This is a genomic window from Delftia sp. Lp-1 (genome assembly GCF_020523835.1).
GTDB classification, from domain to species: domain Bacteria; phylum Pseudomonadota; class Gammaproteobacteria; order Burkholderiales; family Burkholderiaceae_C; genus Comamonas; species Comamonas acidovorans.
In genome coordinates this window covers 2,354,068-2,378,151 of record NZ_JAJALJ010000001.1, presented here as the reverse complement: position 1 = coordinate 2,378,151, position 24,084 = coordinate 2,354,068, and the positions used below count along the sequence as shown (strand labels likewise).

Annotated in this window: 19 protein-coding genes; 16 read left to right on the top strand and 3 right to left on the bottom strand. The window is 63.1% G+C overall.

Translation table 11 applies throughout. The features are described 5' to 3' along the window. Positions 1–15: 15 nt before the first annotated feature. The 5 genes from tssH to LGR64_RS10625 all read left to right on the top strand — a co-directional run bounded on the left by tssH (position 16) and on the right by LGR64_RS10625 (position 8,766). Positions 16–2,757, top strand: coding sequence for a type VI secretion system ATPase TssH (gene tssH / locus LGR64_RS10645; protein WP_230355398.1), 2,742 nt, complete (start codon positions 16–18; stop codon positions 2,755–2,757). After that, the gene (locus LGR64_RS10640) at positions 2,754–5,069 is read left to right on the top strand and encodes a S41 family peptidase (protein WP_230355397.1); all 2,316 of its coding nucleotides are present in this window, start codon (positions 2,754–2,756) and stop codon (positions 5,067–5,069) included. The genes tssH and LGR64_RS10640 overlap by 4 nt, the downstream gene beginning before the upstream one ends. 20 nt (positions 5,070–5,089) lie before the next feature. Next, positions 5,090–5,890 carry a hypothetical protein gene (locus LGR64_RS10635; protein WP_230355396.1) on the top strand — a complete coding sequence of 267 codons (801 nt, stop codon included), beginning with the start codon at positions 5,090–5,092 and terminating at the stop codon, positions 5,888–5,890. A 121-nt stretch (positions 5,891–6,011) separates the two neighbouring features. Beyond that, on the top strand, positions 6,012–8,306 hold the full coding sequence (locus LGR64_RS10630; protein WP_230355395.1) for a type VI secretion system Vgr family protein: 2,295 nt from the start codon (positions 6,012–6,014) through the stop codon (positions 8,304–8,306). Between the two features lie 10 nt (positions 8,307–8,316). After that, a complete protein-coding gene (locus LGR64_RS10625; protein ID WP_096916374.1) occupies positions 8,317–8,766 on the top strand; it encodes a hypothetical protein in 450 nt (149 codons plus the stop codon). 8 nt (positions 8,767–8,774) lie between these two features. Here the strand turns inward: LGR64_RS10625 and LGR64_RS10620 are convergent, their stop codons facing one another. Then, entirely contained in the window at positions 8,775–9,761 is a 987-nt protein-coding gene (locus tag LGR64_RS10620) for a DUF2169 family type VI secretion system accessory protein (RefSeq protein WP_230355394.1), read from the bottom strand. 38 nt (positions 9,762–9,799) lie between these two features. Here LGR64_RS10620 and LGR64_RS10615 point away from each other — a divergent pair, with 38 nt between their 5' ends. The 11 genes from LGR64_RS10615 (at position 9,800) to LGR64_RS10570 (ending at position 22,562) form a co-directional block, all read left to right on the top strand. Beyond that, positions 9,800–11,119 carry a hypothetical protein gene (locus tag LGR64_RS10615; RefSeq protein WP_230355393.1) on the top strand — a complete coding sequence of 440 codons (1,320 nt, stop codon included), beginning with the start codon at positions 9,800–9,802 and terminating at the stop codon, positions 11,117–11,119. Beyond that, entirely contained in the window at positions 11,116–12,246 is a 1,131-nt protein-coding gene (locus LGR64_RS10610) for a 3-oxoacyl-ACP synthase (RefSeq protein WP_141831912.1), read from the top strand. Before LGR64_RS10615 ends, LGR64_RS10610 begins: the two co-directional genes overlap by 4 nt. Before the next feature lie 8 nt (positions 12,247–12,254). Then, the gene (locus LGR64_RS10605; RefSeq protein ID WP_141831910.1) at positions 12,255–17,012 is read left to right on the top strand and encodes an RHS repeat-associated core domain-containing protein; all 4,758 of its coding nucleotides are present in this window, start codon (positions 12,255–12,257) and stop codon (positions 17,010–17,012) included. Beyond that, complete coding sequence (locus LGR64_RS10600; protein ID WP_221632740.1) at positions 16,993–17,613, top strand: suppressor of fused domain protein; 621 nt, start codon at positions 16,993–16,995, stop codon at positions 17,611–17,613. The genes LGR64_RS10605 and LGR64_RS10600 overlap by 20 nt, the downstream gene beginning before the upstream one ends. Before the next feature lie 578 nt (positions 17,614–18,191). Continuing rightward, positions 18,192–18,269, top strand: a complete 78-nt coding sequence (locus tag LGR64_RS28665; RefSeq protein WP_230590973.1) for an RHS domain-containing protein — start codon at positions 18,192–18,194, stop codon at positions 18,267–18,269. A gap of 100 nt (positions 18,270–18,369) precedes the next feature. Beyond that, a complete protein-coding gene (locus LGR64_RS10595) occupies positions 18,370–18,888 on the top strand; it encodes a DUF4303 domain-containing protein (RefSeq protein WP_157760125.1) in 519 nt (172 codons plus the stop codon). A gap of 491 nt (positions 18,889–19,379) precedes the next feature. After that, positions 19,380–19,913 carry a hypothetical protein gene (locus tag LGR64_RS10590; protein ID WP_143343429.1) on the top strand — a complete coding sequence of 178 codons (534 nt, stop codon included), beginning with the start codon at positions 19,380–19,382 and terminating at the stop codon, positions 19,911–19,913. A gap of 21 nt (positions 19,914–19,934) precedes the next feature. Beyond that, entirely contained in the window at positions 19,935–20,351 is a 417-nt protein-coding gene (locus LGR64_RS10585) for an SMI1/KNR4 family protein (RefSeq protein ID WP_141831904.1), read from the top strand. 107 nt (positions 20,352–20,458) lie between these two features. Beyond that, on the top strand, positions 20,459–20,839 hold the full coding sequence (locus LGR64_RS10580) for a hypothetical protein (RefSeq protein ID WP_230355392.1): 381 nt from the start codon (positions 20,459–20,461) through the stop codon (positions 20,837–20,839). Between the two features lie 13 nt (positions 20,840–20,852). After that, on the top strand, positions 20,853–21,731 hold the full coding sequence (locus tag LGR64_RS10575) for a hypothetical protein (protein ID WP_141831902.1): 879 nt from the start codon (positions 20,853–20,855) through the stop codon (positions 21,729–21,731). 117 nt (positions 21,732–21,848) lie between these two features. After that, entirely contained in the window at positions 21,849–22,562 is a 714-nt protein-coding gene (locus LGR64_RS10570; RefSeq protein WP_088164683.1) for a hypothetical protein, read from the top strand. 32 nt (positions 22,563–22,594) lie between these two features. On the opposite strand, the gene LGR64_RS10565 is transcribed toward LGR64_RS10570, so the two are convergent. Then, complete coding sequence (locus tag LGR64_RS10565) at positions 22,595–23,260, bottom strand: molybdate ABC transporter permease subunit (RefSeq protein ID WP_141831900.1); 666 nt, start codon at positions 23,258–23,260, stop codon at positions 22,595–22,597. A 35-nt stretch (positions 23,261–23,295) separates the two neighbouring features. After that, positions 23,296–24,036, bottom strand: a complete 741-nt coding sequence (modA, locus tag LGR64_RS10560; RefSeq protein ID WP_198821536.1) for a molybdate ABC transporter substrate-binding protein — start codon at positions 24,034–24,036, stop codon at positions 23,296–23,298. Between the last annotated feature and the right edge of the window lie 48 nt (positions 24,037–24,084).

Below are 24,084 nucleotides of genomic sequence, written 5' to 3'. Positions count from 1 at the left end.
CCGCACCCAAGACCCATGACAGAAATCAGCCGCCAATCCCTCTTCGGCAAGCTCAACCCGCTGCTGTTCAAGTCGCTGGAAGGCGCCACCGTGTTCTGCAAGCTGCGCGGCAATCCCTATGTGGAGCTGGTGCACTGGCTGCACCAGCTGCTGCAGGAAAACGATTGCGACCTGATCCGCATCCTGCGCCACTTCGACATCGCCTCCGACCGCCTGGCCGCCGATGTGCTGCGCCGTCTGGACCAGCTGCCCCGCGGCGCCACCTCGATCAGCGACTTCTCCGAGCACATAGAGACCGCCATCGAGCGCGGCTGGGTCTATGCCACGCTGATGTTCAACGACAGCCAGATCCGCAGCGCCTATCTGCTGTCGGGCATGGTGCGCACGCGCTCGCTGGCCAATGAGCTGCGCTCCATCTCGCGCGAATTCGACAAGATCTCCGAGCCCGCGCTCAGCGATGCCTTCGCCCGCCTGCTGCCCGACTCGCCCGAGGCACGCATGCGCGCGGCCGATGGCAGCGGGCTGGAAGGCACGCCGGGCGAAGCCAGCCAGGCCACCGGCACCGCGCCCGGCCAGGGCGGCGCGCTGCAGCAATACACCGTGGACCTGACGGCCCGCGCCAAGGCCGGCGAGCTGGACCCGGTCACGGGCCGCGACGACGAAGTGCGCCAGATGGTGGACATCCTGCTGCGCCGCCGCCAGAACAACCCCATCCTGGTGGGCGAGGCCGGCGTGGGCAAGACCGCCGTGGTCGAAGGCCTGGCCCTGCGCATCGCCCAGGGCGACGTGCCGCCGCCGCTGCAGGGCGTGGAGCTGCGCGTGCTGGACGTGGGCCTGCTGCAGGCAGGCGCCAGCATGAAGGGCGAGTTCGAGAACCGCCTGCGCGGCCTGCTGGACGCCGTGCAGTCCAGCACCACGCCCATCGTGCTCTTCATCGACGAAGTCCACACCCTGGTGGGCGCGGGCGGCCAGGCCGGCACGGGCGATGCCGCCAACCTGCTCAAGCCTGCCCTGGCGCGCGGCACGCTGCGCACCATCGGCGCCACCACCTGGGCCGAGTACAAGAAATACATTGAAAAAGACCCGGCCCTGACCCGCCGCTTCCAGCTCGTTCAGGTGCACGAGCCCGACGAGCCCCGCGCCGTGGACATGCTGCGCGGCGTGGCCGCCAAGCTGGAAAACCACCACCAGGTGCGCATTGCGGCCGACGCGGTGGCCGCGGCCGTCAGCCTGTCGCACCGCTACATTCCCTCGCGCCAGCTGCCTGACAAGGCCGTCAGCCTGCTGGACACGGCCTGCTCGCGCGTGGCCATGGCCCTGCATGCCACGCCCGCCCAGCTTGAAGCCGTGCAGCGCCGCATCGAGGCCCTGGGCGTGGAGCAGGAAGTGCTGCTGCGCGAGGCCGCCCTCGGCCTGCCCACGGCTGAGCGCCTGCAGGCGCTGGAAACCGACCTGGCCAGCCTGCGCGAGCGCCAGGCCACGCTGGCCGAGCGCTTCGGCCAGGAAAGCGCGCTGGCCCGCCGCATCCTGGAAACCGAGGCCGCCCTCATGGGCCTGAAGCCGCCCGTCTTCTCCACCGGCGCCGCCGCAGACCCGTCCGCTGCGGCACCGGAGACGGCCGCCGAAGCCACCGCAACCGAACCTGCCGAGCCCCCCAGCGTGGCCTCGCTGGAAGCGCTGCGCCGCCAGCTCGCCGAGCTGCAGGGTGATGCCCCGCTGCTGCAGCCCGTGGTCGATGCCGGCGTGGTCGCCGCCGTGGTGGCCGAGTGGACCGGCATTCCCGTGGGCCGCATGGTGCGCGACGAGGTGCAGTCCGTGCTCTCGCTGGCAGACACGCTGGAGAAGCGCGTCATCGGCCAGCGCCATGGCCTGGAGGCCATCACGCGCCGCATCCAGACCTCGCGCGCGCGTCTGGACGATCCGGGCAAGCCCATCGGCGTGTTCCTGCTGGCCGGTCCCTCGGGCGTGGGCAAGACCGAGACGGCGCTGTCCCTGGCCGAAGCCCTGTATGGCGGCGAGCAAAACCTCATCACCATCAACATGAGCGAGTTCCAGGAGGCGCACACCGTCTCCACCCTCAAGGGCGCGCCACCGGGCTACGTGGGCTACGGCGAAGGCGGCGTGCTCACCGAGGCCGTGCGCCGCCGCCCCTACAGCGTGGTTCTGCTCGACGAAATCGAAAAGGCCCACTCCGACGTGCACGAGATGTTCTTCCAGGTCTTCGACAAGGGCTGGATGGAGGACGGCGAGGGCCGCTACATCGACTTCAAGAACACCGTCATCATCCTGACCTCCAACGTGGGCTCGGACCTGATTGCCAACATGTGCCGCGACCCGGACCTGGCGCCCACGCCGGAAGGCCTGGCCCAGGCCGTGCGCCAGCCGCTGCTGCAGACCTTCCCTGCCGCGCTGCTGGGCCGCCTGACGGTGGTGCCCTACTACCCCATCTCCGACGCCATGCTGGAGCAGATCATCCGGCTGCAGATGCTGCGCATACAGCGGCGCATCGAGGAACGCCACGGCGCGCAGTTCAGCTTCGACGAAGCCGCCGTGGATCTGGTTCGCCGCCGCTGCAGCGAGGTCGAGTCCGGTGCGCGCATGGTGGACGGCATCCTCACCCAGAACCTGCTGCCGCGCATGGCCACCCACTTCCTGCAGGCCACCGTGGAAGGCCAGGAACTGCAAAGCCTGCACGCCGGCGCCAACGGCGACGACTTCACGCTGGACGTGCGCACCCGCGCTGCGGAGCCCGCATGAGCGGGCGCCGTCTTCCACGCGCCACCACGGCAGTGATTGCCGCCGCGCTGCTGGCCGCCCCGGCCGCGCAGGCGCTGGACCTGGGCGCCATCGGCCAGGCTGCCGACACCGTGCAGCGGGCCTCGGGCGCCGCCACGGCCGGCCAGCAGGCGCTGGAGGCCGGCCGCAGCGCGGCCAGCACGGCCACCAACGCGGCCACCGGCGCCGCCAGCGAGGCCCGTGCCTGGTGGGATCGCAACCAGGCCCAGCCCGAGGCGGCACAGTCGCCGCCCTCCGGCGCCGCCCCCGTGCAGGACGACCAGGGCGGCCCACGCCGCGTCATGGCCGTGCTGGGCGACGCCTGGACGGACAGCGCCCGGCGCGGCCAGGCCGTGGTCGCGCTCATGGACCAGGGCCCCTACCTCGTGCAGCGCCAGGCCGCCCATGTGGCGCCGGCCAAGTCGCAATGGCTGGCCCTGCCGCGCGGCGACAGCACCGGCGTGGCCATCGAACTGCCCAGCGACCCAGAAGGCACGACCTATGACCTGTCCACCGGCCGCGCGCGCCCCGGTGGCCGGGGCGTGCGCATCTTCGCCCTGTCCGTCCACGCCGACGTGCCCCAGCGCGCGGGCCGGCGCAGCCTCGACGCCATAGAGCAGCACGCCATGCTGCGCGCCAGCTCCGTGCGCACCGAATGGCCGCGCCAAAGCGGCGACATCCTGGAGCCCACGGGCGGCAAGCTGCTGGTCTGGGCCAGCGATGCCACGCAGCGCTTCCCTTCCGGCTTTGGCGCCGACGGGCGCCTGTTCACCGCCGACGACCCCATGGTCACCCTGCCGCGCGGCTACACCGTGGTCACGCTGGAGCCTCAGGGCCTGCGCTTCGACCGCGCCCGGGAAATCGCCCTGGCCTTCCATGCCGTCCAGCCCGCGCAGGACATCGACCTGTCCCGCCTGGGCGCAGGCGATGCGGCCCAGGCCCTCATCGGCCTCATTGCCGAGCGCCACCCGCTGGCCGCTGCCAGCGGCTTTGATGCCGGCAAGCTGCGTGCCGACTACGGCCAGCGCCTGCAAACCGCCGCCGAGCGCGGCGACAGCGCCGCACAGGCCCAGGCCCTGGCAGAAATGGGCCAGCGCCTGGGCGATGGCCAATACCGCGTTCTGCTGCCCGGCGGCCAGGCCTGGCCTGCCCGCTCAGACCGGGGCCTGTCCCCGCAGTTGCTGGCCCGCGGCAGCGTCAACATGCCCATGCCACGCACCTGGCTGCGCGAGGACGGCCGCATCGCCATCACCAGCGTGGCGCCAGGCTCTGCCGCCGCCAAGGCGGGCCTGCAGCCCGGCAGCGACATCCTCGCCATCGAAGGGGAAAGCCCGGCACGCTACCTGGACCGCATTGCCCCCGCCTCGCTGCGCGCCGGTGCCGACGCCCGCCGCGCCGACCTGCTCGCGCTGGACCTGGGCACGCCCGCCACGCTGAGCCTGCGCACCGCAGCGGGCACACCCAACAGCACATCCAACAGCACATCCAACAGCGCATCCAACAGCGCATCCGGCAACCAGGAACAGACCCTGCGCCTGGACGCCGCCCCCGCCGCCACCACGGCCCTGCCTGCGGCCGAGCCCGCCCTCGCCTCCTTCCTGCTGCGCAGCGCCCAGGGCGGCAACCTGGCCTACATCGCCCTCGACAGCTTTGCCGACGGCGCCACCGGCCAGCTCAACCGCTGGGAAAGCGCCCTGGCCGCCGCCACCCAGGCCAGGGTCACGGGCCTGGTCATCGACCTGCGCGCCCACCGGGGCGACGACGCCTACCAGCTGGTGCCCCACATGCTGGCCTCGCTCTACACGCGCGACAAGCCGCTGCGCATGCAGGACGCCGCCCAGCGCCTGTTCGACCCCGCCGCCCGCGTCTGGCGCAGCCGTGGCGGCCTGGGCCTGCCGGCCCAGCTGCCGCTGGCCGCCTCGGGCACGCCCTTCACGGCCCCCGTCGCCGTGCTCACCAGCCCCAGCTGCGCCGGCCCCTGCGAACTGTTCGCCGCCTGGCTGCAGCACAGCCAGCGTGCCGACATCGTCGCCACCAGTGCCACGGCCGGCGCCACCGGCCCCGCCACGCGCGTGCACCTGCCGGCCGGCTTCATCGTGCAAGTCCCCCTGCTCGCAGAAACCGGCCCCGCTGGCGGCAACAACACCGCAACACAAGCCCAAGGCGTGCCCCCGCGCCTGCGCGTGCCCGTGGACGCGGCCTTCACCGCCTCCATCCAGGCCGGCGGCGACCCGCTGCTGGACGCTGCCGTGCTCCACCTGGATCGCAGCCGCACCGCGCAGGCGTCGCGCTAGACCCACAAGCCCTTGCCGCCATGCCACCGCGCCTGAACCCCGCCCGTTTCGTGACTTGTGCAGTCATGGCTGCCAGCGCGCTGGCAGCGGGCTGCTCGTCCAGCACCGACCAGATCTGGACGCTGCAGCAAGCGCGCAATCTGGGCAGCTTCGATGCATTGCCCCGCCTGGCCCGCGCCGCTGACGGAACCCTGGCCGTGCAGCCCCGGGACAAGGAACCGGCCGCCGCCATGGCCGCGCAGGCCCGGGCCTGGGCGGCAGCGGATGCGATGGCCTGGACCAGCGCCCAGGCATGGTCGGCAGGCAATGTGCTGTTGATCTATGCCTTGCCCGGCCAGCGCGGCATGGGCGCTGCGCTGGCACTGGGCGCCGAGGCGCGCATTGTGCACCTGGCCGAGTTCCGCAGCGGTGGCAACGACATCCCGCCCGACCTGCACCTGGTGCCGGGCGGCCGGTTCGTGCTGGCCAGCCTGAAGCGCTCCGTCCCTCTGGGCGAGGGCCTGCGCAAGGTCGAAGCCACCGGGGAGCTACGGCTGTATGGCGCGGATGGCCGGCAGACCCGGGTGTTGAACCAGGCGAGCCTGGCCGGCAGCGTGCTGGCCCGGAGCCGGCCAGGCTCGCTGGACCCGGACCAGCCCAGAACCGACAACGACTGGTTCAACGTAGCCCTGACGCCGGGCGGCCTGGCGGTTTTCACCGACCGGCGCGGCAACTACCAGTTCATTGCGCTGGGCCAGCCCTTCGACAGCGACCCTGTCATGGATGACGCCCAAGATGACGCCAACGGCGCCCGTCCAGGGCTGGTGTACGCAGCCCGCTAGCAGCAGAGGACCTTCAAGCCACCCCATGCAAGCCCTTCATCGACCGGCGCACGCAGGCCCCGCCATCCAGGCCTGAAGCCCCGACCCCTCTTCCACCCCAAGCACCGCGAGATCCGACACCATGACACGCAGAGTCACCATCAACACCCCCCTGGCAGACCAGCTGCAGCTGCGCCGGCTGCAGGGTCGCGAGGAAATCAGCCATCTGTTCGCCCTGGAGATCGACCTGCTCAGCGAAAGCGACAGCATCGATCCCAAGTCCCTGCTGGGCAAGGGCGCCACCGTGGTGGTGGAGACCCAGGACGGCGGCAAACGCTACATCGATGGCCTGGTCACGGCCTTCGGCATGCGCGGCCAGGACGAGCACCGCAACTTCCTGTACCGCGCGCGCCTGTCGCCCTGGCTGTGGCTGGCCACACGCCGCAGCGACTTTCGCATCTTCCAGAACAAGACCGTGCCGGACATCATCAACGAGGTCCTGGGCATCTACGGCCACCCCATGCAGCAGCGCCTGACGCGCTCCTACCGCACCTGGGAGTACTGCGTGCAGTACAACGAGACGGACTTCCAGTTCGTCTCGCGCCTCATGGAGCACGAGGGCATCTGCTACTACCACCAGCACAGCGCGGGCCAGCATGTGCTGACATTGGGCGACGACATCGTCGCCTCGCACGACCCGCTGCAGGGCGGCGCCGTCATCCCCTTCCACCCGCCCGGCAAGGCCGCCGTGGCGCGCGAGGAATGCATACACGCCTGGGAACTGCACCAGCGCGTCAAGCCCGGCCGGCACTACAACGACGACTACGACTTCAAGAAACCCCGCGCCGAGCTGTCCAACATGCGCCGCAACCCGCCCGGCCATGCGCACGACGCCTACGAGATCTACGAATGGCCGGGCGGCTACACAGAAACCGGCGACGGCGAGGACTACATCCGCGTGCGCCTGCAGCAAAGTCTCACGCGCCAGAGCACGGTGCAGGGCAGCTCCAACCACCGCGCCATGGCGCCGGGCTACACCTTCACGCTGGACAACTACCCGCGCGGCGACCAGAACCAGGCCTACCTGGTCACGGCCGTGGACTACGCCTTCGAAGAAAACCCGCGCGTCAGCGACGGCGGCAGCGGCGAGGGCTCGACACAGAAATTCGTGCTCCAGGCCCAGCCCACCAGCCTGCCCTTCAAGCCCCAGCGCATCACCGCCAAACCGCGCACCACGGGCCCGCAGACCGCCGTCGTCGTCGGGCCCGCGGGCGAAGAGATCTGGTGCGACCAGTACGGCCGCGTCAAGGTGCAGTTCCACTGGGACCGCATCGGCGGCATGAACGAGAACTCCAGCTGCTGGATGCGCGTGGCCACCAGCTGGGCTGGGCCGGGCTTTGGCGCGGTGCACATCCCGCGCATCGGTATGGAAGTCATCGTGGACTTCCTCAACGGCGACCCGGACCACCCCATCGTCATGGGCTGCGTCTACAACGCCTCCAACATGCCGCCCTGGGCGCTGCCGGCCAACGCCACGCAATCGGGCATCAAGACCAGATCCAGCAAGGGCGGCGCACCGGGCGCGGGCATGAAGAACGGCCAGGGCGACGCCAACGCCATCCGCTTCGAGGACAAGGCAGGCGCCGAACAGCTGTGGCTGCATGCGCAAAAGGACCAGCTCACCGAAGTCGAGAACGACGAGGACAAATGGGTGGGCAACGACCGGCGCAAGACCGTGGACCGTGACGAGACCAACGTCATCCACCGCGACCGCACCGAGACCGTGGACCGCGACGAGACCATCACCGTGCACAACAACCGCACGGAGCGGGTGGACCACAACGAGAAGATCAGCATAGGCGACAACCGCAATGAAGACGTTGGCATCGACGAGAACATCTCCATCGGCAAGAACCGCAGCAAGACCATAGGCCGCAACGAGAAGGACAAGATCGGCAACAACTGGTCGATCAAGGTGGGCAGCTTCAAGACAGAGACCATCGGACTGGCCTATATGCAGAACGTGGGCCTGGCCAAGATGGTGAACATCGGCGCCGCCTACAACGTCAACGTGGGCGCGGCCATGGTGGTGAATGTGGGGCTGAACCAGAGCACGACGGTGCTCATGAACCGCAGTGTTTCAGTGGGTCAGAACCAGTCCACCAGCGTGGGCAAGAACCGCACCGACGACACGGCCGACAACCATACGGCGACGGTCGGCAAGAACTCCGCCACCACCGTGGGCGAGGTGCAGACGATCACGGTGGGCAAGGAAATGGCCATCACCGTGGGCGACGCCATCGAGATCAAGTGCGGCAAGGCCGTGTTGCGCATGACCAGCGACGGCACCGTGCAGGTCAACGGACAGACGATCTCCATCAGCGGCAGCTCCAAGGTGACCGTGTCGTCTCCGGACAGCCATATCAACCCCGCTTGAAGGAAATCCCATGGCAATCCCACAAGCACGCATTCCTGTCGAACCGTCCGATGACGGCAGCCTGCAGCACGCCGTGTCGAACGTACAGCTCCTGGCTGGACGAGTCATCGAAGCTCAGGAACAAGACCTGTATCTGGTGGCCCTTGCGCAAGACCCCGTGGTTTCGCTTCAGGCTCCCGCTGGCGTTCTGCTTCCGGAACTGGTTCCCGGAGACGAGGTCCTGCTCGCAGTCCTGCCCACCGGGCGGGCCACCATTACAGCCGTTCTCTCGCCTTCTCCTGCAGCGCCGTGGGCGCAGCGTGCCATCCGCCTGCAGTCGCAGGACTGCATCACGCTCAGTTGCGGGCAAGCCACGCTGAAGCTGACAGCCCAGGGCCTTGTCCGTCTGGTCGCACTGACGATTGAGCAGGACGCGCGGGACCTGCTGGATCTGGATGCGGCCGAAGTCCGCATCAACTGAAGGCTGGATCAGAGATGGACCTGAACGCTTTCGAGACCACGCAGGACATGCCCTGCAAGCGTGTGCCGCCATATGAGCACCAGATGCCCATGCTCGGGTTCAATGATCAGCGTATCGAATTCGGGACTTGCAGCGCCGCGCTCACCACGCATCACCCAACTGAGCTGCGGACGGATAGCAGGAATGATGGTCTCCCCCTCGCCCTCGGCGCTCAGGTGGACCCAGGCAACCCTCGTTCCCGCCCGTACCTGGTCCCGCCTGAATTGCATGCGCGGATGGGCGCAGTTCCATGCAGCCGGATCAAACGAGGCCGGCATTCGCGAGAGAAGGCCCGGCGACTGTTCCAGCTCCTGAGCCGCATAGCTGCCCCACAAGGCACGACGCGGCAACCAGCTGCGTCCTATGCAGCCAAAGCCGGCTGGCGAAATCCGGTCGGCTGGCGATCGGAGCGGGTCATCGACCCATTCGAGCTGATGCATCGGCGCTCCGTCCTGGGGAAGGCCTGCACTGAAGCCCGCCCCCACCGGATTGGGGCCGTGAAATATTTCGGGGTTTTCTGCATCCGCACCGCCAAAGGCGAGGTTGTAGGTCAGGGGAACCTTGAGCGCAGGCTCCAGCTCCTGCACCACAGGCACCAGCCCCATCTTGCGGCGCCAAACGCGCTTGCCAAAGACGCGGATGACGCGGTTTTCGCCGCCAATGGCCAGACCCGCGTCGAAACGTGCCACAGCCTTGCCGCCAGGTGCATGGGCATGGCCATTGAACAGAACATCCACGCGGGATTTCAGCGGGGCGATATCGGCCTCGTGGCGCACCACGTGCCCGCACCCATCAAAGGACTCATCACCGCGAAACACCGGCACCGCCTTGCCCTGTGCCACTGCGCGGCCCGCGAAATCCAGCGTGGCCTTGATCACCACGGTGGAGCACAGGCCGCCGTCGGCGCCATGTCCCGGCAGTATTTCCGCAGCAAAAGGCGTCAGATTGTCCAGCATCGCTTGGGTTCCTCCTGGGCGGCATTGTCCCTGATGCGATGCCGCTGCGACGTAGCGACCAGCCTCTTTTCATCATGACCGTTATTGAACTCCCCATTCCCCGGGCCATCGACATCCCCGTCATGGACGGGCAGGCGCCCCGCTTGGCACGCACACTGGTAACGCAGTACTGGCGCCGCGCCCAGTTGCTACAGCGCCCCGCGTCGCGCCCCGACGCATTTGCCGTGTTCGACGACAGCATCGTGCAGGCGCTGAGCGGCCTGAAGCAGCACCTGATGCACGCACCTGAGCTGGACCATGCCTGCCAGCAGGCCATCGAAACAGCTGGCGCTGAAATCCTGGATGAGCCCTCCCGCATCTTCGCGCTGGCCTGCCTGCAAGCCCTGCACCTGCAACGCAAGCACGTTCACGATGGGCTGGAGCGAACGCTGGGCGCCCATCTCCATGCCCAGCCGAACGCGGTCTTCAACGCCATGCGGTTTTGCTTTGACAACACCGTCGCCGAATACTTCACTTGGCTGCTCTCCCAGGAACAGCACAGGCAGAGCGCGCCATTGGCACAGTTGCTCCAGCGCCTCGCAATTTCCCGGCCAGCTGTCAGCGACGAATTCGCACAAGCCATCTCTGCATGGACATCCGGTCTTCCGGGCGGCGTAGCGGCCCTGTGTGATTGGCGATGCACAGGGCGTGGCGATGAAGCCAAGGCCATCGCAGCCACGCAACAAGACAGCGATGCGCAGGCCGCCTTGCTGGCGCTGGCGCTCATGGGGAGCCGGCAGGAAACGCCTGTGGCACGCACTCTTTTGGCCCGGATGCCGCATTCCACCGTGGCCTTGGCCCTGCTGGCCGCCAGGGATGGACATGCGCTGGCAAGCGCCTTGCGGCAAGGCCGGCATCCCCAAATGCCCTGGGACCTGCAGGTATATGCGGCCTCGCTTGTAGGAGACATTCCTCTGCTTCGCCAGCTTGCTGCCCATACGGCCTTGGAGGATGAAGAGGCCTGCCGCACCTTGGCTGACGCCACGGCCCTGCTTACAGGAGAGCCTGCCGATATCGCCTTCGACATGGGTAATGAGGCATCCGGCCGTGCCGCCTGCGTGGATGCTGCCCTGGCCGCGCTTCCTGTTTCAGGCCCTGCACTGCGTCTGGGCCGCCCTCGCACACAGGTGGTTCTGCAAGAGTCCTCGGCCATGGTGGGAGCGCCCTTGCGACGACTGCTCTATCTGGAACATCTCTCACGCGTGGGCGCAGCGCTGTGGATCGAGGCCGACGATCTGGCCGTCGTTCAGGCCCTGGCCTGCAGCACGGCCTCCGTGATCGAACGTGCGGCATTCAACATCGGCAGGGCACAACCATGAACCCTCTCGTCATCGCGGCCACTGGTGCATGCACCCCCATCGGGACACGGGCCTGGCAGACCGGCTGCGGCTTCACTGCACGCCAGTCGAGCTTTACCCGGCAGGCCATCACCGGTCAGGCCGAGCACCGTGCCACCGTATCCCGGGTGCAAGCCATTGATGCAGCCTGCAAAGGAACGGAACGCCTGATCCGGCTCGCAGCCCCTGCCCTGCACGAAGCGTTGCGCGGCCAGCCGGCGCCTGCCGCAGGCTGGCCGCTGCAGCGGCCCATCCCCCTCTTCGTGGCACTGCCCGACTCCTTGCCCGAGCTGCCCGGCTGGATAGACGCCGGCCGATTCGCACTGGAGCTTCCCCGCGCACTGGACCTCGCCGCAGAGTTCCTGCCCATCAAGGTCTACCCGGGCGGCGCAGTGGCAGGCGCCGATGCGCTGTCGCAGGCCTATCGTTTCATGCACGACAACCCCTCGGTGCCCGAAGTGATCATCGGCGGAGTGGACAGCTTCGTGGACACGGAGATCGCGGACGTGCTCTACCAGCGTCGCTGGGCCAAGGTCAACGGCGTGTGCGAAGGCTTCATTGCCTCGGAAGGCGCAGCCTTCGTACGACTGTCCCGCAAGCCGGCCACTGCAGATTTCGTCACGGTCTATCCACCATTCTTTGCAGACGAGCCACGCTCACGCATGGACAGCGACACCCTGCCCGATGGCCGCGCACTGATCGAGGCCAGCCACGGTGCGCTGAAGGCAGCGCACATGCCGGTCAACGCCCTGCACTCCTATTGGTCCGACATGGATGGCTCGGCATGGCGGGGCGCAGAGCTGGCCAGCCTCTCCGCGGCGCTGGCGTCACAGGGCGGCCTGCCGCAAGCCCAGGACCCGGCAGCACTGCTTGGTCAAATGGGCGCGGCCTGGGCGCCTCTCATGCTCAGCCTGTTCCATGAGATGCGCCAGTGGCTGACGCACCCCGTCATGCCGTCGCCCCTGGCAGGCCACGCAGGCCTGCTCACGGTCACCGGGCTGAACACCCGCGTGGCCGCCTGGAGCGCCACCTGGAATCGCCATGCCCGCACGGCAGGAAGATCTTCCGCAGCCGGGCGGCGCCAATCCTCCATTTCCCAAGAGTCCTGAGTCCATCCATGGCCACCTACGTCAACGACCGCCGCGCCATCCACGAAGGCCGCAATCCGGCCATGATTCCTGGCCCGATCAACCCCGTCTTTCCCAAGCCCCAGGGACCACCGGTTCCCATCCTCAACATGGCCCATGGCCCGGGCCTGAAGAACGGCACGGCCACGCTCAAGATCGATGGGCACCCCGTGGCCGTTGCCGGCAGCCGCTTCGAGTCCATACCCGCCACGCCCGACAAGCTCGGTGGTATCGCGGGCGTGCGTTCCGGCGTTGTCGGCGGCGCGGCCGAGCCCACCAGCTACAGCAGCGATACCAAGTTCGAGAGCCGGGGCAGCGTGCGGTCCTTCGACACGACCAAAAGCAACGCCATGGTCATCAATCCTGGCTGGGCCATGCGCCTTGCCATGAAGGCGCTGCCCGGTCCCTATGACCAATTGGCGCAGAAGGTGATCGAAAAGCTGCCGGGCGCCTTCTCCAGCCAGCTGTCGGCCCTTGGAGAAAGCCTGACCGATCCCAGCGCGCTGATCGGGCCCGCCCTCAAGCTCGTAGGCAAGCTCATTCCCGGCGTCAACCTCGTCGTCGGAGGGGCCGCCATGGCCCAGGCGGCCGAGCAAGTCGCCGAACTTGCCCAGGAAATCCAGGAGCTGCTGACACCGCCCCTGACCGACGAAAAAATCGACCAGATCGCCGAAGTGATCGCCGATGGCGTGGCCGCCATCACCATTGGCTTTGTCCTGGGCAAGATCGCCCAGCGCGCCAAGTCGCGCCGCAACCCCGTGGCACAGCGCACGGACAACAGCGTCAATCCCAACACGCAGGGCAACATCATCGACAACGCCTCCAAGGGAAGCATTGCCACGCCACCGACCTGCGAGCTGGGCACATGCCATCCCGTGATCTTTGCCACAGGCACCAAGATCCTGCGCGACACGGATTTCGAATTGCCCGGCCCCATGGCCCTGACCTGGCAGCGGTACTACCGCTCCAGCGACCGCCGCCCCGGCTGGCTTGGATGGGGATGGAGCACGCCCCTGTCCACCGAACTGGTGCTGGTCCACGATGCGGTGCACTACTACGACGCCCGCGGGCGCCGCATACAGCTGCCCGTGATTGCCGCCGGGACCAGCCACTTCGACCCGCGCGAAAAAATCACCGTCACCCACCACCAGCAAGGCGGCTGGAGCGTTGAAAGCGCCGATGGCACCCGGCACCTGTTCGCCCCCCCGGCCACCGGCCAATGGCGTCTGCCACTAGTGCACCTAGTGGACCGCAATGGCAACACCATCACCCTTCACTACCCGGCCTACACCGCCACAGGCATCGATGGCCGCGCGCCCCGCCCGCTGGGACTGACCGACAGTGCTGGCCGCAAGCTGCGCTTCACCTGGAGTGAAGACCAGGGACCCTCCGGCCCGCTCCTGCAGGAAATCCACCTGGAATCCCGTGTGATCGACGGTGTGGAACAGGTCGGCGGCCTGCTGGCACGCTATGCCTATGGGACGGATGGCAACGTCCCGGATGACGCCCATGCCAACCTCCAGTCCGCCACGGATGCCATGGGCGGCGCGGCGCACTATCGCTATCGCCAGCACCTGATGGTGGCCTACAGCAGCCGCACCGGCTTCACCTACCACCAGGAATGGAGCCGGCTTGACGCGGGCGGCCGCGTCGTGCGGACCTGGACCGACGAGCCCGGCACGCTGGACACTCGCTTCGACTACGACCTGGGCCGCCGCACAACGCATGTCACCGACGCCCTGGGCCGGCGCAGCAGCTACGAATACAACGCCCGGCATGAGGTCATCGCCATCGTCGAACCCGGGCCGGATGGCCAGCCCGTCCGATCCGAGACGCGCATGGACGCCGCCGGCAACCCGCAACAGGCGCGGGACGCCATGGGCCGCACCACCCGCTGGCAATTCGACGGCCAGGGCAACCTGCTGGCCGTCACGGACGCATCAGGTGCCACCACCCGCCTCAAGTACAACCAGCTCAACCTGCCCGAAGAAGTCACCGACGCGCTGGGCCATGTCTGGCGGCAGGCCTACGACGCCCAGGGCAATCTGGTCGAGCGCCTGGACCCGCTGGGCCACGCCACGCGCTGGAAGTACGACACGCGCGGCCTGCCCGTCGCCATAGAAGACGCGCTGGGCAAAACCCGCCATCTGCAGTGGGACGAAGCCGGACAGCTCGTGGCCTACACCGACTGCTCGGGCCAGGTCACGCGCTATGCGTGGGACATCCTGGGCAACCTCGTGGCCTCCACCGACGCCCTGGGCCAGACCACCCGCTACCTTCACGACGCGCTTGGACGCCTGCGCCGGATGTGGGGCGCTGATGGTTCCGAACATCACTATGCCTACGACCCCCAGAGCAACCTGCTTTCCTACACCGACCCGCAAGGCGCCATCACCCGCTACACCTACAACGGCCTGGACCAGCCCGTGGAGCGCCGCGATGCGCTGGGCGGCACGCTGCGCTACCGCTATGACGCCGTGGGCAGGCTCATCGCCCTGCAGAACGAAAACGGCGCCGTCACCAGCTTCACCTACGACGCCGCAGACAACCTGATCGAGGAAACCGGTTTTGACGGCCGCATACAGCGCTACCGCTACAACGCCGCCAGCGAACTGACCGAACTGCACGAGCGCGATGCCCACCTGCCCCCGGATACGCCCTACGATCCACGGCCCGACGCAGCCCTGCCCAAGCGCACCCTGTTTCGCAGGGATGTGCTGGGCCGCCTTGTCGCCAAGATCCACGTGGGCAGCGACGCGGCAGGTAATGGAGACGGAGGAACCACCACCTATGGCTACGACCTGCTGGGCCGCATGCTGCATGCCAGCAACCCCGATGCACATGTGCGCTTCGCCTACGACGCTCTATCGCGGCTGGTGGAAGAGACCCAGGTACACATGGCGCCCAGTGCAGACGAGCAGGCGCTGGCGACCTACAGCTATCGGCACGCCTACGACGCGCTGAGCAACCGCACGGACTGCTGGCTGCCCGGGGGCCGACACGTCCAATGGCTCTACTACGGCTCGGGCCACCTGCACCAGATCCTCGCCGACGGCCAGGTGGTCAGCGACATCGAACGCGACGCCCTGCACCAGGAAATCGAACGCACCCAAGGCACGCTGACCAGCCGCTATGGCTGGGACCCCATGGGCCGCCTCACCTCCCACAAGGTCAGCCAGCAAGGCGCGCTCCAGGGACAGCCCGGCAGGCCTTCACCCCAGGCCCTCTGGGACCGGGATACGCCCCTGCCCTCCGGCCAGCGCATCACCCGCCTGTACCAGTACGACCCCACAGGCAACCTCGTCGCCACGCGCGACGGCCTGCGCGGCGACAGCCAGTACCGTTACGACGCCCTGGGCCGCATCCTCGCCGCACAGAAAAATGCTGCCGGCGGATCGCCCACCTCGGGCCGGAACCTGGAAACCTTCGCATTCGACCCCGCAGGCAACCTGCTCAACCCCAACCGTGGTGGAGACCTCAGCAGCGGCGGCACCAGCAACGAACGTGAACAGGTGCCCACCAACCGGCTCGCTGTCTACCAAGACCTGCGTTTCCAGTACGACCTGCACGGCAACATCGTGGAGCGCCGCATCGGCTGGCACACCGTGCAGCGCTTTCGCTACAGCGCCGAGCACCAGATGCTCGAATCCACGGTCACGCGCTACCACGACAGGCCCGAACCGAAGATCGCCGGATCGAATGCGCAGCCAGAGCCTGCCGCCACCGTCCAGACCACGCGCTACCGCTACGACGCGCTGGGCCGGCGCATCGACAAGCACGATGCCTTCGGGCGCACCACCTTCCTCTACGACGGCGACCTGCTCGCCGGAGAAATCCGTGGCTCACGCCTGAGCGAATACCTCTACGAGCCCGACAGCTTCGTGCCCCTGGCCAAGCTGGAGTCGGAATGGAAGAGCGAGGAAAACCGCAACGCACAGGCAGAAGCGGACAAAGCCAGCTTTGCCACCTACTACTATCACTGCGACCAGATCGGCGCCCCCCAGGAACTCACTGACGAAACCGGCCGCATCGTCTGGGCCGCCAGCTACAAGGTCTGGGGCCAGACCCAGCAGCTGCAGTACCTGCGCACCGGCACGGACGATGCGGCGGTGTTCACCCACGACCAGCGCCCGCTGGCCCTGGCCGCCCAGGGTGAGGTACAAAGCCTGGCGCTGGTGGAGCAACCGCTACGGTTCCAGGGACAGTACTTTGACGGCGAGACGGGGCTGCACTACAACCGGTTCAGGTATTACGATCCTGTGGTGGGGAGGTTTGTGCATCAGGATCCGATTGGGTTGTTTGGTGGAAATAATTTATTTATTTATGCAAACAATCCTCTCGAATGGATAGATCCGTATGGCTTAGCAAAACGCAGTGGACCTGGTATTAGGGAAAAGCTGTATCCAACAAGAATCCGCAAACGCCGAAGAGATGCCCTGGAGAAACAACAGACAGACACCAACGGAAATATCCCTTGCGCTATTTGTGGGTGCTTATTAAACACAAGCAATACTTCTGTTCAACATGATCCAGCACTGGTTCAAACACATAATACACAAGGATATAATACGGATCAGAAAACCAGAAATGATCTATATAATACAACTGCAACGAGTCTGGTGTGCCTTCCTTGCCAAAAGTCTGAGGGAGGGACCATGAGTCACACCCAGCAATATCGCACAGATACAGGCCCAAACTTTAAACCAAGAAAATCAAGGAAGAAAAAAGATGATGGATGCGCAAATTAAAACTGAAGAAGCAAAAGAAGCGATATTATCCTTCGATATTAGAAGGAGCGTTATTTTGTGCGCTTATATTAAAGAATGGGGAATGCCGGAATACAGATTGAAGATGGGTAAAAACAACACCCATTCAGCAGTAGAATTATACTTTTTCCCAGCAAAAGATAAAAAATATCCAGCCAGATTCGCAACGGTAGGACTTTCAAATTTCACAAGAAAAAATGGAAAACGCATCTGCACAGAATTCATGTTGGCCTTGGAGAGTGGATTGGGAAATGAAAGCATTGACAGAGTCTTTACGTATTTTTGCGACATAATAGCGCACAACATTGAAAATGTAGAAAGCTCTGAGCCTCCACGGGTCATGAGTGAAAGCGCCTTGGCCCCCGAAAAATGGACAACCAAGGCCATACTAATTGATGAACTACGAGGAGAAAGCGAGGAGCTAGAAGAAATAATAATAGGATCCGAGAAAGTTAGCCTATTTTGGGTCGTTCCAATTAATGAAAATGAAGAAAAGATTATTCTCAACAAAGGCATCGACGCTTTCGATGAATATATAGAGAACCTCCCTTACTCCATAATAAATCCGGTTCGACCAAGCTAGCAACTCCAATATAATTCTCATTAATTCCGGCATGTGATATATATCAGAAATTCTCATAAAGTTTCTCTTGAAAAACAAGTGAATTTGTTAAATATTTATTTATATAAAATAGTATTCATATATAAATTCGGAAAACTCTAATTCCATTTAAATGGTCTCTTAAAAGCTAAAAATCATTAAACTAGCAACCCAGACGCACATGTGCGCTTCGCCTACGACGCGCTGAGCAACCGCACGGACTGCTGGCTGCCCGGGGGCCGCCACGTCCAATGGCTCTACTACGGCTCGGGTCACCTGCACCAGATCCTCGCCGACGGCCAGGTGGTCAGCGACATCAAACGCGACGCCCTGCCCCAGGAAATCCAACGCACCCAAGGCACGCTGACCAGCCGCTATTGCTGGAACCCAATAGGCAGCCTTACCACCCATAAGGTCAGCCAGCAAGGCGCACTCCAGGGTCAGCCCGGCAGGCCTTCACCCCAGGCCCTCTTGGAGTCGGAATGGCGGAGTGAAGAACACTGTAACGTGCAGGTAGAGACGGAAACAGCTCAGGCCAGCTTTGCCACCTACTATTACCAATGCGACCAGATCGGCGCCCCCAGGAGCTCACCGACGAAACCGGCCGCATCGTCTGGGCCGCCAGCTACAAGGTCTAGAGCCAGACCTATCAGTTGCAGTACCTGCGCATAGGCACTGACGATGCGGCAGTGTCTACTCACGACCAGTGCCTCCTGGCTTTGGTTTATAAGGAACATCATGGAAAACGCGGATTTCATAAAAGTCATCAAAGACGCAGCCTTGAAAGCATTTTCCAATTTAAGAAGTTCTCATCCAGAAGAGGATTTTTGTGCATTTGGCCTATACTCTGACGAGGGCGCTATGACTGTTTGCCCGTCAGCAAACACTACCTCGTTTTTAGAGAAGAAAATTAAAGAAGACCCAGAAGACACTCAATATTACAAATGGAGTACAGCCGAATGGAAATACGAATTCTCAGGACACGATTGGTTTACTGACGTTTCTGCCGAAATATCAAAATTTCATAGCACAAAACACAGCAATAAAGATTTTATAAAATTTCAGAAAAATCTTTTCGAATCATGTGTAGCTGCACTTGAGCAATTAAAATCCGAAAATTTTTTCGGCAACTGTATATTGGTTTTTTCTGTAACAGGCTATACCAATAATAAAAAGGAAATTTCATGGATCTCGCGCCTTAACAGCCCACAAGAAGCATCTAATTTCAAAAAATGGATTAATGAGCAAGACGAATAAATAAAATGCCCAACTTATTGATCTCGTAGAATGGATTTCTACAGAGTAAAAAACTTGAATATTTAGAGAATTCAGAAAAACACTAATGGAGTACACTCCATAAATACTCTATCTATTTTGGATGGGTATGTCTCCAGTCCACGCGTTACCGCCACGACGCTCTGGACCGGCACATAGACAAGCAGGATTCCTTCGGGCGCACCACCTTCCTCTACGGCGACCTGCTGGCCGGAGAGATTTGTGGCTTCCGCCTGATCGAATACCTCTATGAGCCCGACAGCTACGTGCTCCTGGCTAAGAGTAAATCAGAATGGAGGAACGACGAAAACCAGTTAAAGAAGCCTCAGAAAAATCTCTGCACCGCAGCTAACCCTGTTCTTGATTCTTTGATCGACTAGGTTGTGATTTTGGAATACCGGATTTTTAATATTATCAACAAATGTGAAATATCAAAATTTAATATTTTGAATAACTTCAGAAAATAAAAACCTATGACAACCATACCGGATTATCCAGCGGACGTGCAAGAGATTCTCATTTTCATGAGAGATGGAAAATTTCTCAACGGCATATACAAAAATAATGATAAACATACAGAAATCATCAAAAATATACATAAAGCCCTGGAAATATATACCGATCAAGATATAAAAGTTCCATATTACTTTCTGCCAGATATATTCAATTCCGTTCAGGGCGAAATTAAAATACCCACACCGCCAAATCAGTTAGAAAATTTCGCAATGCATCGTGATTCGGAAAACTATTACGAAAAAATAAAAACAAATAACAAGCATCTGATGATTGATTTAAATCTGGATGATGATGACTACAATTTTCTGACAAACATCTTCTACGAAGATCTTGTGGCTTGTGCAAAAGCCAGACTTTTCTCAGAAGAAAAAATCAATTTCTTCGAGAAATTATTCAAAATATATGAGTCATCAGGATTTCCCTGTGGTTGGAAAGGAGGCAATAATCCGAACAACGGTGATTTTGTAATTTTCTCTAAGACTGATCTCTAGCTATTTGAACAATCAATAACCATGGCCAGCACGATCGACACCATCATGACCTTGATGTCAGGCAGGTATCATCGTGACCCTCCTTTGGAAGAAGAAACAATCAAGGACACATCAAGAAGGATGAATCTGCCTGGCGACTACACCCAATGGATGCATTGGTCCAATGGAGGAGAGGGTGATTTCGGGGCTCTATATTTAGTTTTCTGGCCGCTGAACGACATTGATCAACTCAACAGAGAATTTTGCATTCAGAAGTATCTTGGCGCCAAGGCTTTGTGCTTTGCCACGGACGGCGGAGGAGTTGGCTATGTTTTCAGATCTCTCCCCAACGACAGTTCTGTTTGGTCCGTTCCCTTAGGAGATCTGGACTGGAACGCGGCAAGGAAATTAGGCGACAATCTTGGTTCGGCGTTGGTTGAATCCCTAAATTCCAAATAGTCCGAGATGGTCTAAAAAATCAAGCAAGTCAAAGCAATAGATTTCTTCAGCAGCCGCCGACCCGAATCAACGCAACCCAATAATATTCATGCCCCTCAATCTTCAACTTGCTGAGGAAACCATACAATTGCTGGCTGCCGCATTCTTTCATCACGATTGAAAAATCTCTTGAAAACCGCTTCAGCATCAGCCCGTTGCAGATGGATAAGGCGTGTGAAGCATTGAAAAATTATCTCGGAAAAAACGATTTCACTGCCTTATCCCCTCCTCCCACGGGAAGCAAGATCACTCAGGAGAATGATGATTTTTATGCCGAAGACGATCGTGTCTCCATCAGGATCTATCCATTGAATTCCGGAGACTGGGGCTATGAGATGGACGTTTACATCAGAGACAAAAAGTCTGATCTGACCATGCGTGGCGAGCTGCCTGAAGATTTCTGCAAGAATCCGCACGGCCTCAAATTTCATCTGTTTGAAGTCATGTGATTTTGTCCCGACCATGCACACCATCCCTGAACTCGCCAGCCCCAAATCCTGGCAATCCACCCTGCCCTCCCGCCGCGCAGAGATTTGCCAAGCCATTCTGGAGGGGCTGCCGCGCGGCTTCGAGTTCGCAAAACCGTTCCTCTCTACAGAACTTGCTGAGGTTGGCGGCACGGCATGGGAGGTTCCCTGCTTTTACGACGCGCAGCATGAGACCACGCTGACCCTGGTCCTGGGCGACGATTTCACCTACGGGGCAACGGCGCAGCGGTTGGATAAGCTGCGCGATTCGATTCCTGCGGAGGACTGGTCCTTGATTGCGCCGGTGGTCCATGCAGCGCAGGAGGCGGGTCCCGTGCATGTGCCCGCATTTCTGATGGGCCGCTTTCCCACGTTCGAGTGGGTGATTGAAGAGCATGTGGAGCTGTGCGATGGGCTGGAGCGGCCTGATTTCTACAGCGAGGACGGGCCGTTTCCCGCCTATGTCACGCAAGAGGAAGCGCAGCGCTTTTTGGCCGCCACGGGCTATCGCCTGCCTTGGGACCATGAGTGGGAGTACGTTGCGAAGGCAGGCATGGAGCGGCTGTATGTGTGCGGGGACGCAGTTCCCCAGCGCGATCTGTCCGGTGATGTGTGCCTGACCCAGTTTGGCGATGGGCAGCTTAACCGCGCGGCCGCCAATCCTTGGGGAATGGTGGCGTTGACGGTGGCCACGTTCACCCGTCTGCAGGCCAGCCCGCACGAGTGGCGCATCCGTGGCGGTGCGGCGGCGTTCTATCCGTTTCAGCATCGCATGCAGCAGGCCATGCTGCTGACGGAGCTTCAGCTGCCGCTGGCCAACATGCCAGGGCAGATGGCGGGTCTGCGTCTGTGCCTCGATGTGCCAGCCATATAAGGGCATATAGGGTCATATGGGGCCATATGGGGTAAATCCGTGCACAGCCGTTGTTGTGGCGCTCCTGGCACAGCAATGTTCTGGTGGCGTCATTTTTCGGCTTTAGGATGGCGGGCCATGCGCAATTCCCACTCCCTTTGGACGGCGGCAGCCCTGGGCCTGGCAGCCTGTCTCGGCACCAGCCCGGCCCATGCAGCCCGGCCCATGATCACGGACGATGCCCGCATCGTCGATGCCAAGTCCTGCCAGCTGGAAAGCTGGGTCAAGTCCAAAAAGGACAGCACGGAGTTCTGGGCGCAGCCGGCCTGCAATTTCACGGGCAATCTGGAGCTGACGCTGGGCGCGGCACGCACGCGAGAGGACGGCAGCAGCCGGACCACGGATGTGGTGATCCAGGGCAAGACCCTGTTCAAGGAACTGCAGCCCAATGGCTGGGGCTGGGGCCTGGCCGTGGGCAATGCCCGGCATCCGAATGACGAGGGCCAGGGCCGGGGAGATCTGTACGCCTATGTGCCCGTCACGTTCTCGCTGCGCGATGACCGGCTGTTCTTCCACACCAACGTGGGCTGGCTGCGCACGGCGCAGACGCATCGCAACCTCATGACGTGGGGCCTGGCCACCGAGGCCCAATTGAGCCAGAGCACCTGGCTGATTGCCGAGACATTCGGCCAGAACCAGGGCAAGCCCTTCTACCAGATGGGCCTGCGCTACTGGCTGGTGCCTGGACATGTGCAGATCGATGCCACCTACGGCAATCGCGCCGGCAGCAGCACGCAGGAGCGGTGGTTTTCCATCGGCTTGCGGCTGCTGTCTTCGCCGTTCCTGCCCTGAGTCCTTTCCAGCTTGCGCCCTGCCAGGCCCTCTCACAGCGCGCCAAGCCGCCTGAGCACCATGAAGGCCGCCATGGCCAGCACGCCCAGCATCAGAGAGAGTTGATTGGCGCAGGCCAGATTGCCATCCAATACGTTGTTGTAGATGGCCAGTGACAGGGGTTCCGTCCGGCCGATGATGTTGCCGCCCAGCATGAGCGACAGGCCGACCTCGCCCAGCGCACGACCCCCTGACAGGATCAGGCCGGCCGCAATGCCGCGCCGGGCCAGCGGCAGCTCGATGCGCCAGAACACCGACCAGGGGCGGTGCCCCAGCATGGCCGCCGCCTCCAGCAGGCGTGGCGAAGTGCCTGCAAAGGCGGCCTGCGTGGGCTTGACCATGAGCGGCAACCCGGCAATGAAGGCCGCAATGACCAGGCCCGTTTGCGAAAACACGATGTCGGGCCGCAGCACGGCCGGCAGCATCTGGGTGACAAGCCCTTGCCGGCCCAGCAGCACCAGCAGGCCATAGCCCAGCACGATGGGCGGAAACACCAACGGCAGGCTGACCAGTGCATCGACCAACTGGCGCCCCGCAAACCGGCGCCGTGCCAGCAGCCAGCCCAGGCCTGCGCCCACCAGCAATTGCAGCATCAGGCTCCAGGCAATGACCTGCGCGGTCAGGGCCAGTGGCGCCTGGGCGCAAACGGAGGCGGTCATGGACTGTCAGTTGCCAGCAGGGATTGGGTGGCCCATCAAAGGCCGTGCCGCTCCAGCACCTGGCGGGCCTGCGGCGTGGCGATGAAGTCCAGCAGCGCCTGCAGTTGCGGTGATGAGGCGCGGCCCTTGAGCACGGCCAGGCTCAGTTCGATGGGCGGATGGCAGCTGGCCGCCACCGGCACGCTGGCGCCCACGCGGTCTTTCAGGGCCAGGGCCTCGGTCTTGTTGACGAAGCCTGCGTCCACCTCGCCGGTGGTCACATAGGCGCTGACCTGGGGCACCGTGGCCACTTCGACCAGGCGTTCGCCCAGCGTCTGCGCCAGGCCCAGGCGCTCCAGGCAGATGCGCGCCGCGTTGCCGTACACGGCCTTGCTGCGGTCGGCGATGGCAATGCGCTTGAATTCGGGCCTGGCCAGGTCCTGCACGCTTTCCAGGCGCTGGCCGCGCGCGGCCACCAGCACCAGCTGGCCCTGGCCCAGCGTGATGTAGCGCTCGGCCAGTTGCATGGGCTCGACAAAGGCGCGGTCGCCAATCAGCACGGCGATCTCGGGGTTCTGGCGGGCCTGGGTCTCGATCTGCTTCATGTTGCCAAAGCTGGCCTCGGCGCGAATGCCCGTGGCCTGGCCGAAGGCCTGCAGCAGTTCCAGCACGGGCTTGCGGTAGCCGGCGCCAGCGGCCAGCAGCAGGCCTTCATCGGCATGGGCCAGGCTGGCCGAGCCGGCAAACAACAGCGCCAGGAGCGGCGCCAGGCCGCGGGACAGTATGCGTTTGAACATGGATTTCCTCCTCTAGGACGCGGCGTTGAAGCCCACGCCCCTCTCTTC

Bases quoted from the DNA above. Each gene is read 5' to 3' on its own strand.
- tssH (WP_230355398.1), top strand. From the start codon at position 16: ATGACAGAAATCAGCCGCCAATCCCTCTTCGGCAAGCTCAACCCGCTG.
- LGR64_RS10640 (WP_230355397.1), top strand. From the start codon at position 2,754: ATGAGCGGGCGCCGTCTTCCACGCGCCACCACGGCAGTGATTGCCGCC.
- LGR64_RS10635 (WP_230355396.1), top strand. From the start codon at position 5,090: ATGCCACCGCGCCTGAACCCCGCCCGTTTCGTGACTTGTGCAGTCATG.
- LGR64_RS10630 (WP_230355395.1), top strand. From the start codon at position 6,012: ATGACACGCAGAGTCACCATCAACACCCCCCTGGCAGACCAGCTGCAG.
- LGR64_RS10625 (WP_096916374.1), top strand. From the start codon at position 8,317: ATGGCAATCCCACAAGCACGCATTCCTGTCGAACCGTCCGATGACGGC.
- LGR64_RS10620 (WP_230355394.1), bottom strand. From the start codon at position 9,761: ATGCTGGACAATCTGACGCCTTTTGCTGCGGAAATACTGCCGGGACAT.
- LGR64_RS10615 (WP_230355393.1), top strand. From the start codon at position 9,800: ATGCCGCTGCGACGTAGCGACCAGCCTCTTTTCATCATGACCGTTATT.
- LGR64_RS10610 (WP_141831912.1), top strand. From the start codon at position 11,116: ATGAACCCTCTCGTCATCGCGGCCACTGGTGCATGCACCCCCATCGGG.
- LGR64_RS10605 (WP_141831910.1), top strand. From the start codon at position 12,255: ATGGCCACCTACGTCAACGACCGCCGCGCCATCCACGAAGGCCGCAAT.
- LGR64_RS10600 (WP_221632740.1), top strand. From the start codon at position 16,993: ATGATGGATGCGCAAATTAAAACTGAAGAAGCAAAAGAAGCGATATTA.
- LGR64_RS28665 (WP_230590973.1), top strand. From the start codon at position 18,192: ATGCGACCAGATCGGCGCCCCCAGGAGCTCACCGACGAAACCGGCCGC.
- LGR64_RS10595 (WP_157760125.1), top strand. From the start codon at position 18,370: ATGGAAAACGCGGATTTCATAAAAGTCATCAAAGACGCAGCCTTGAAA.
- LGR64_RS10590 (WP_143343429.1), top strand. From the start codon at position 19,380: ATGACAACCATACCGGATTATCCAGCGGACGTGCAAGAGATTCTCATT.
- LGR64_RS10585 (WP_141831904.1), top strand. From the start codon at position 19,935: ATGGCCAGCACGATCGACACCATCATGACCTTGATGTCAGGCAGGTAT.
- LGR64_RS10575 (WP_141831902.1), top strand. From the start codon at position 20,853: ATGCACACCATCCCTGAACTCGCCAGCCCCAAATCCTGGCAATCCACC.
- LGR64_RS10570 (WP_088164683.1), top strand. From the start codon at position 21,849: ATGCGCAATTCCCACTCCCTTTGGACGGCGGCAGCCCTGGGCCTGGCA.
- LGR64_RS10565 (WP_141831900.1), bottom strand. From the start codon at position 23,260: ATGACCGCCTCCGTTTGCGCCCAGGCGCCACTGGCCCTGACCGCGCAG.
- modA (WP_198821536.1), bottom strand. From the start codon at position 24,036: ATGTTCAAACGCATACTGTCCCGCGGCCTGGCGCCGCTCCTGGCGCTG.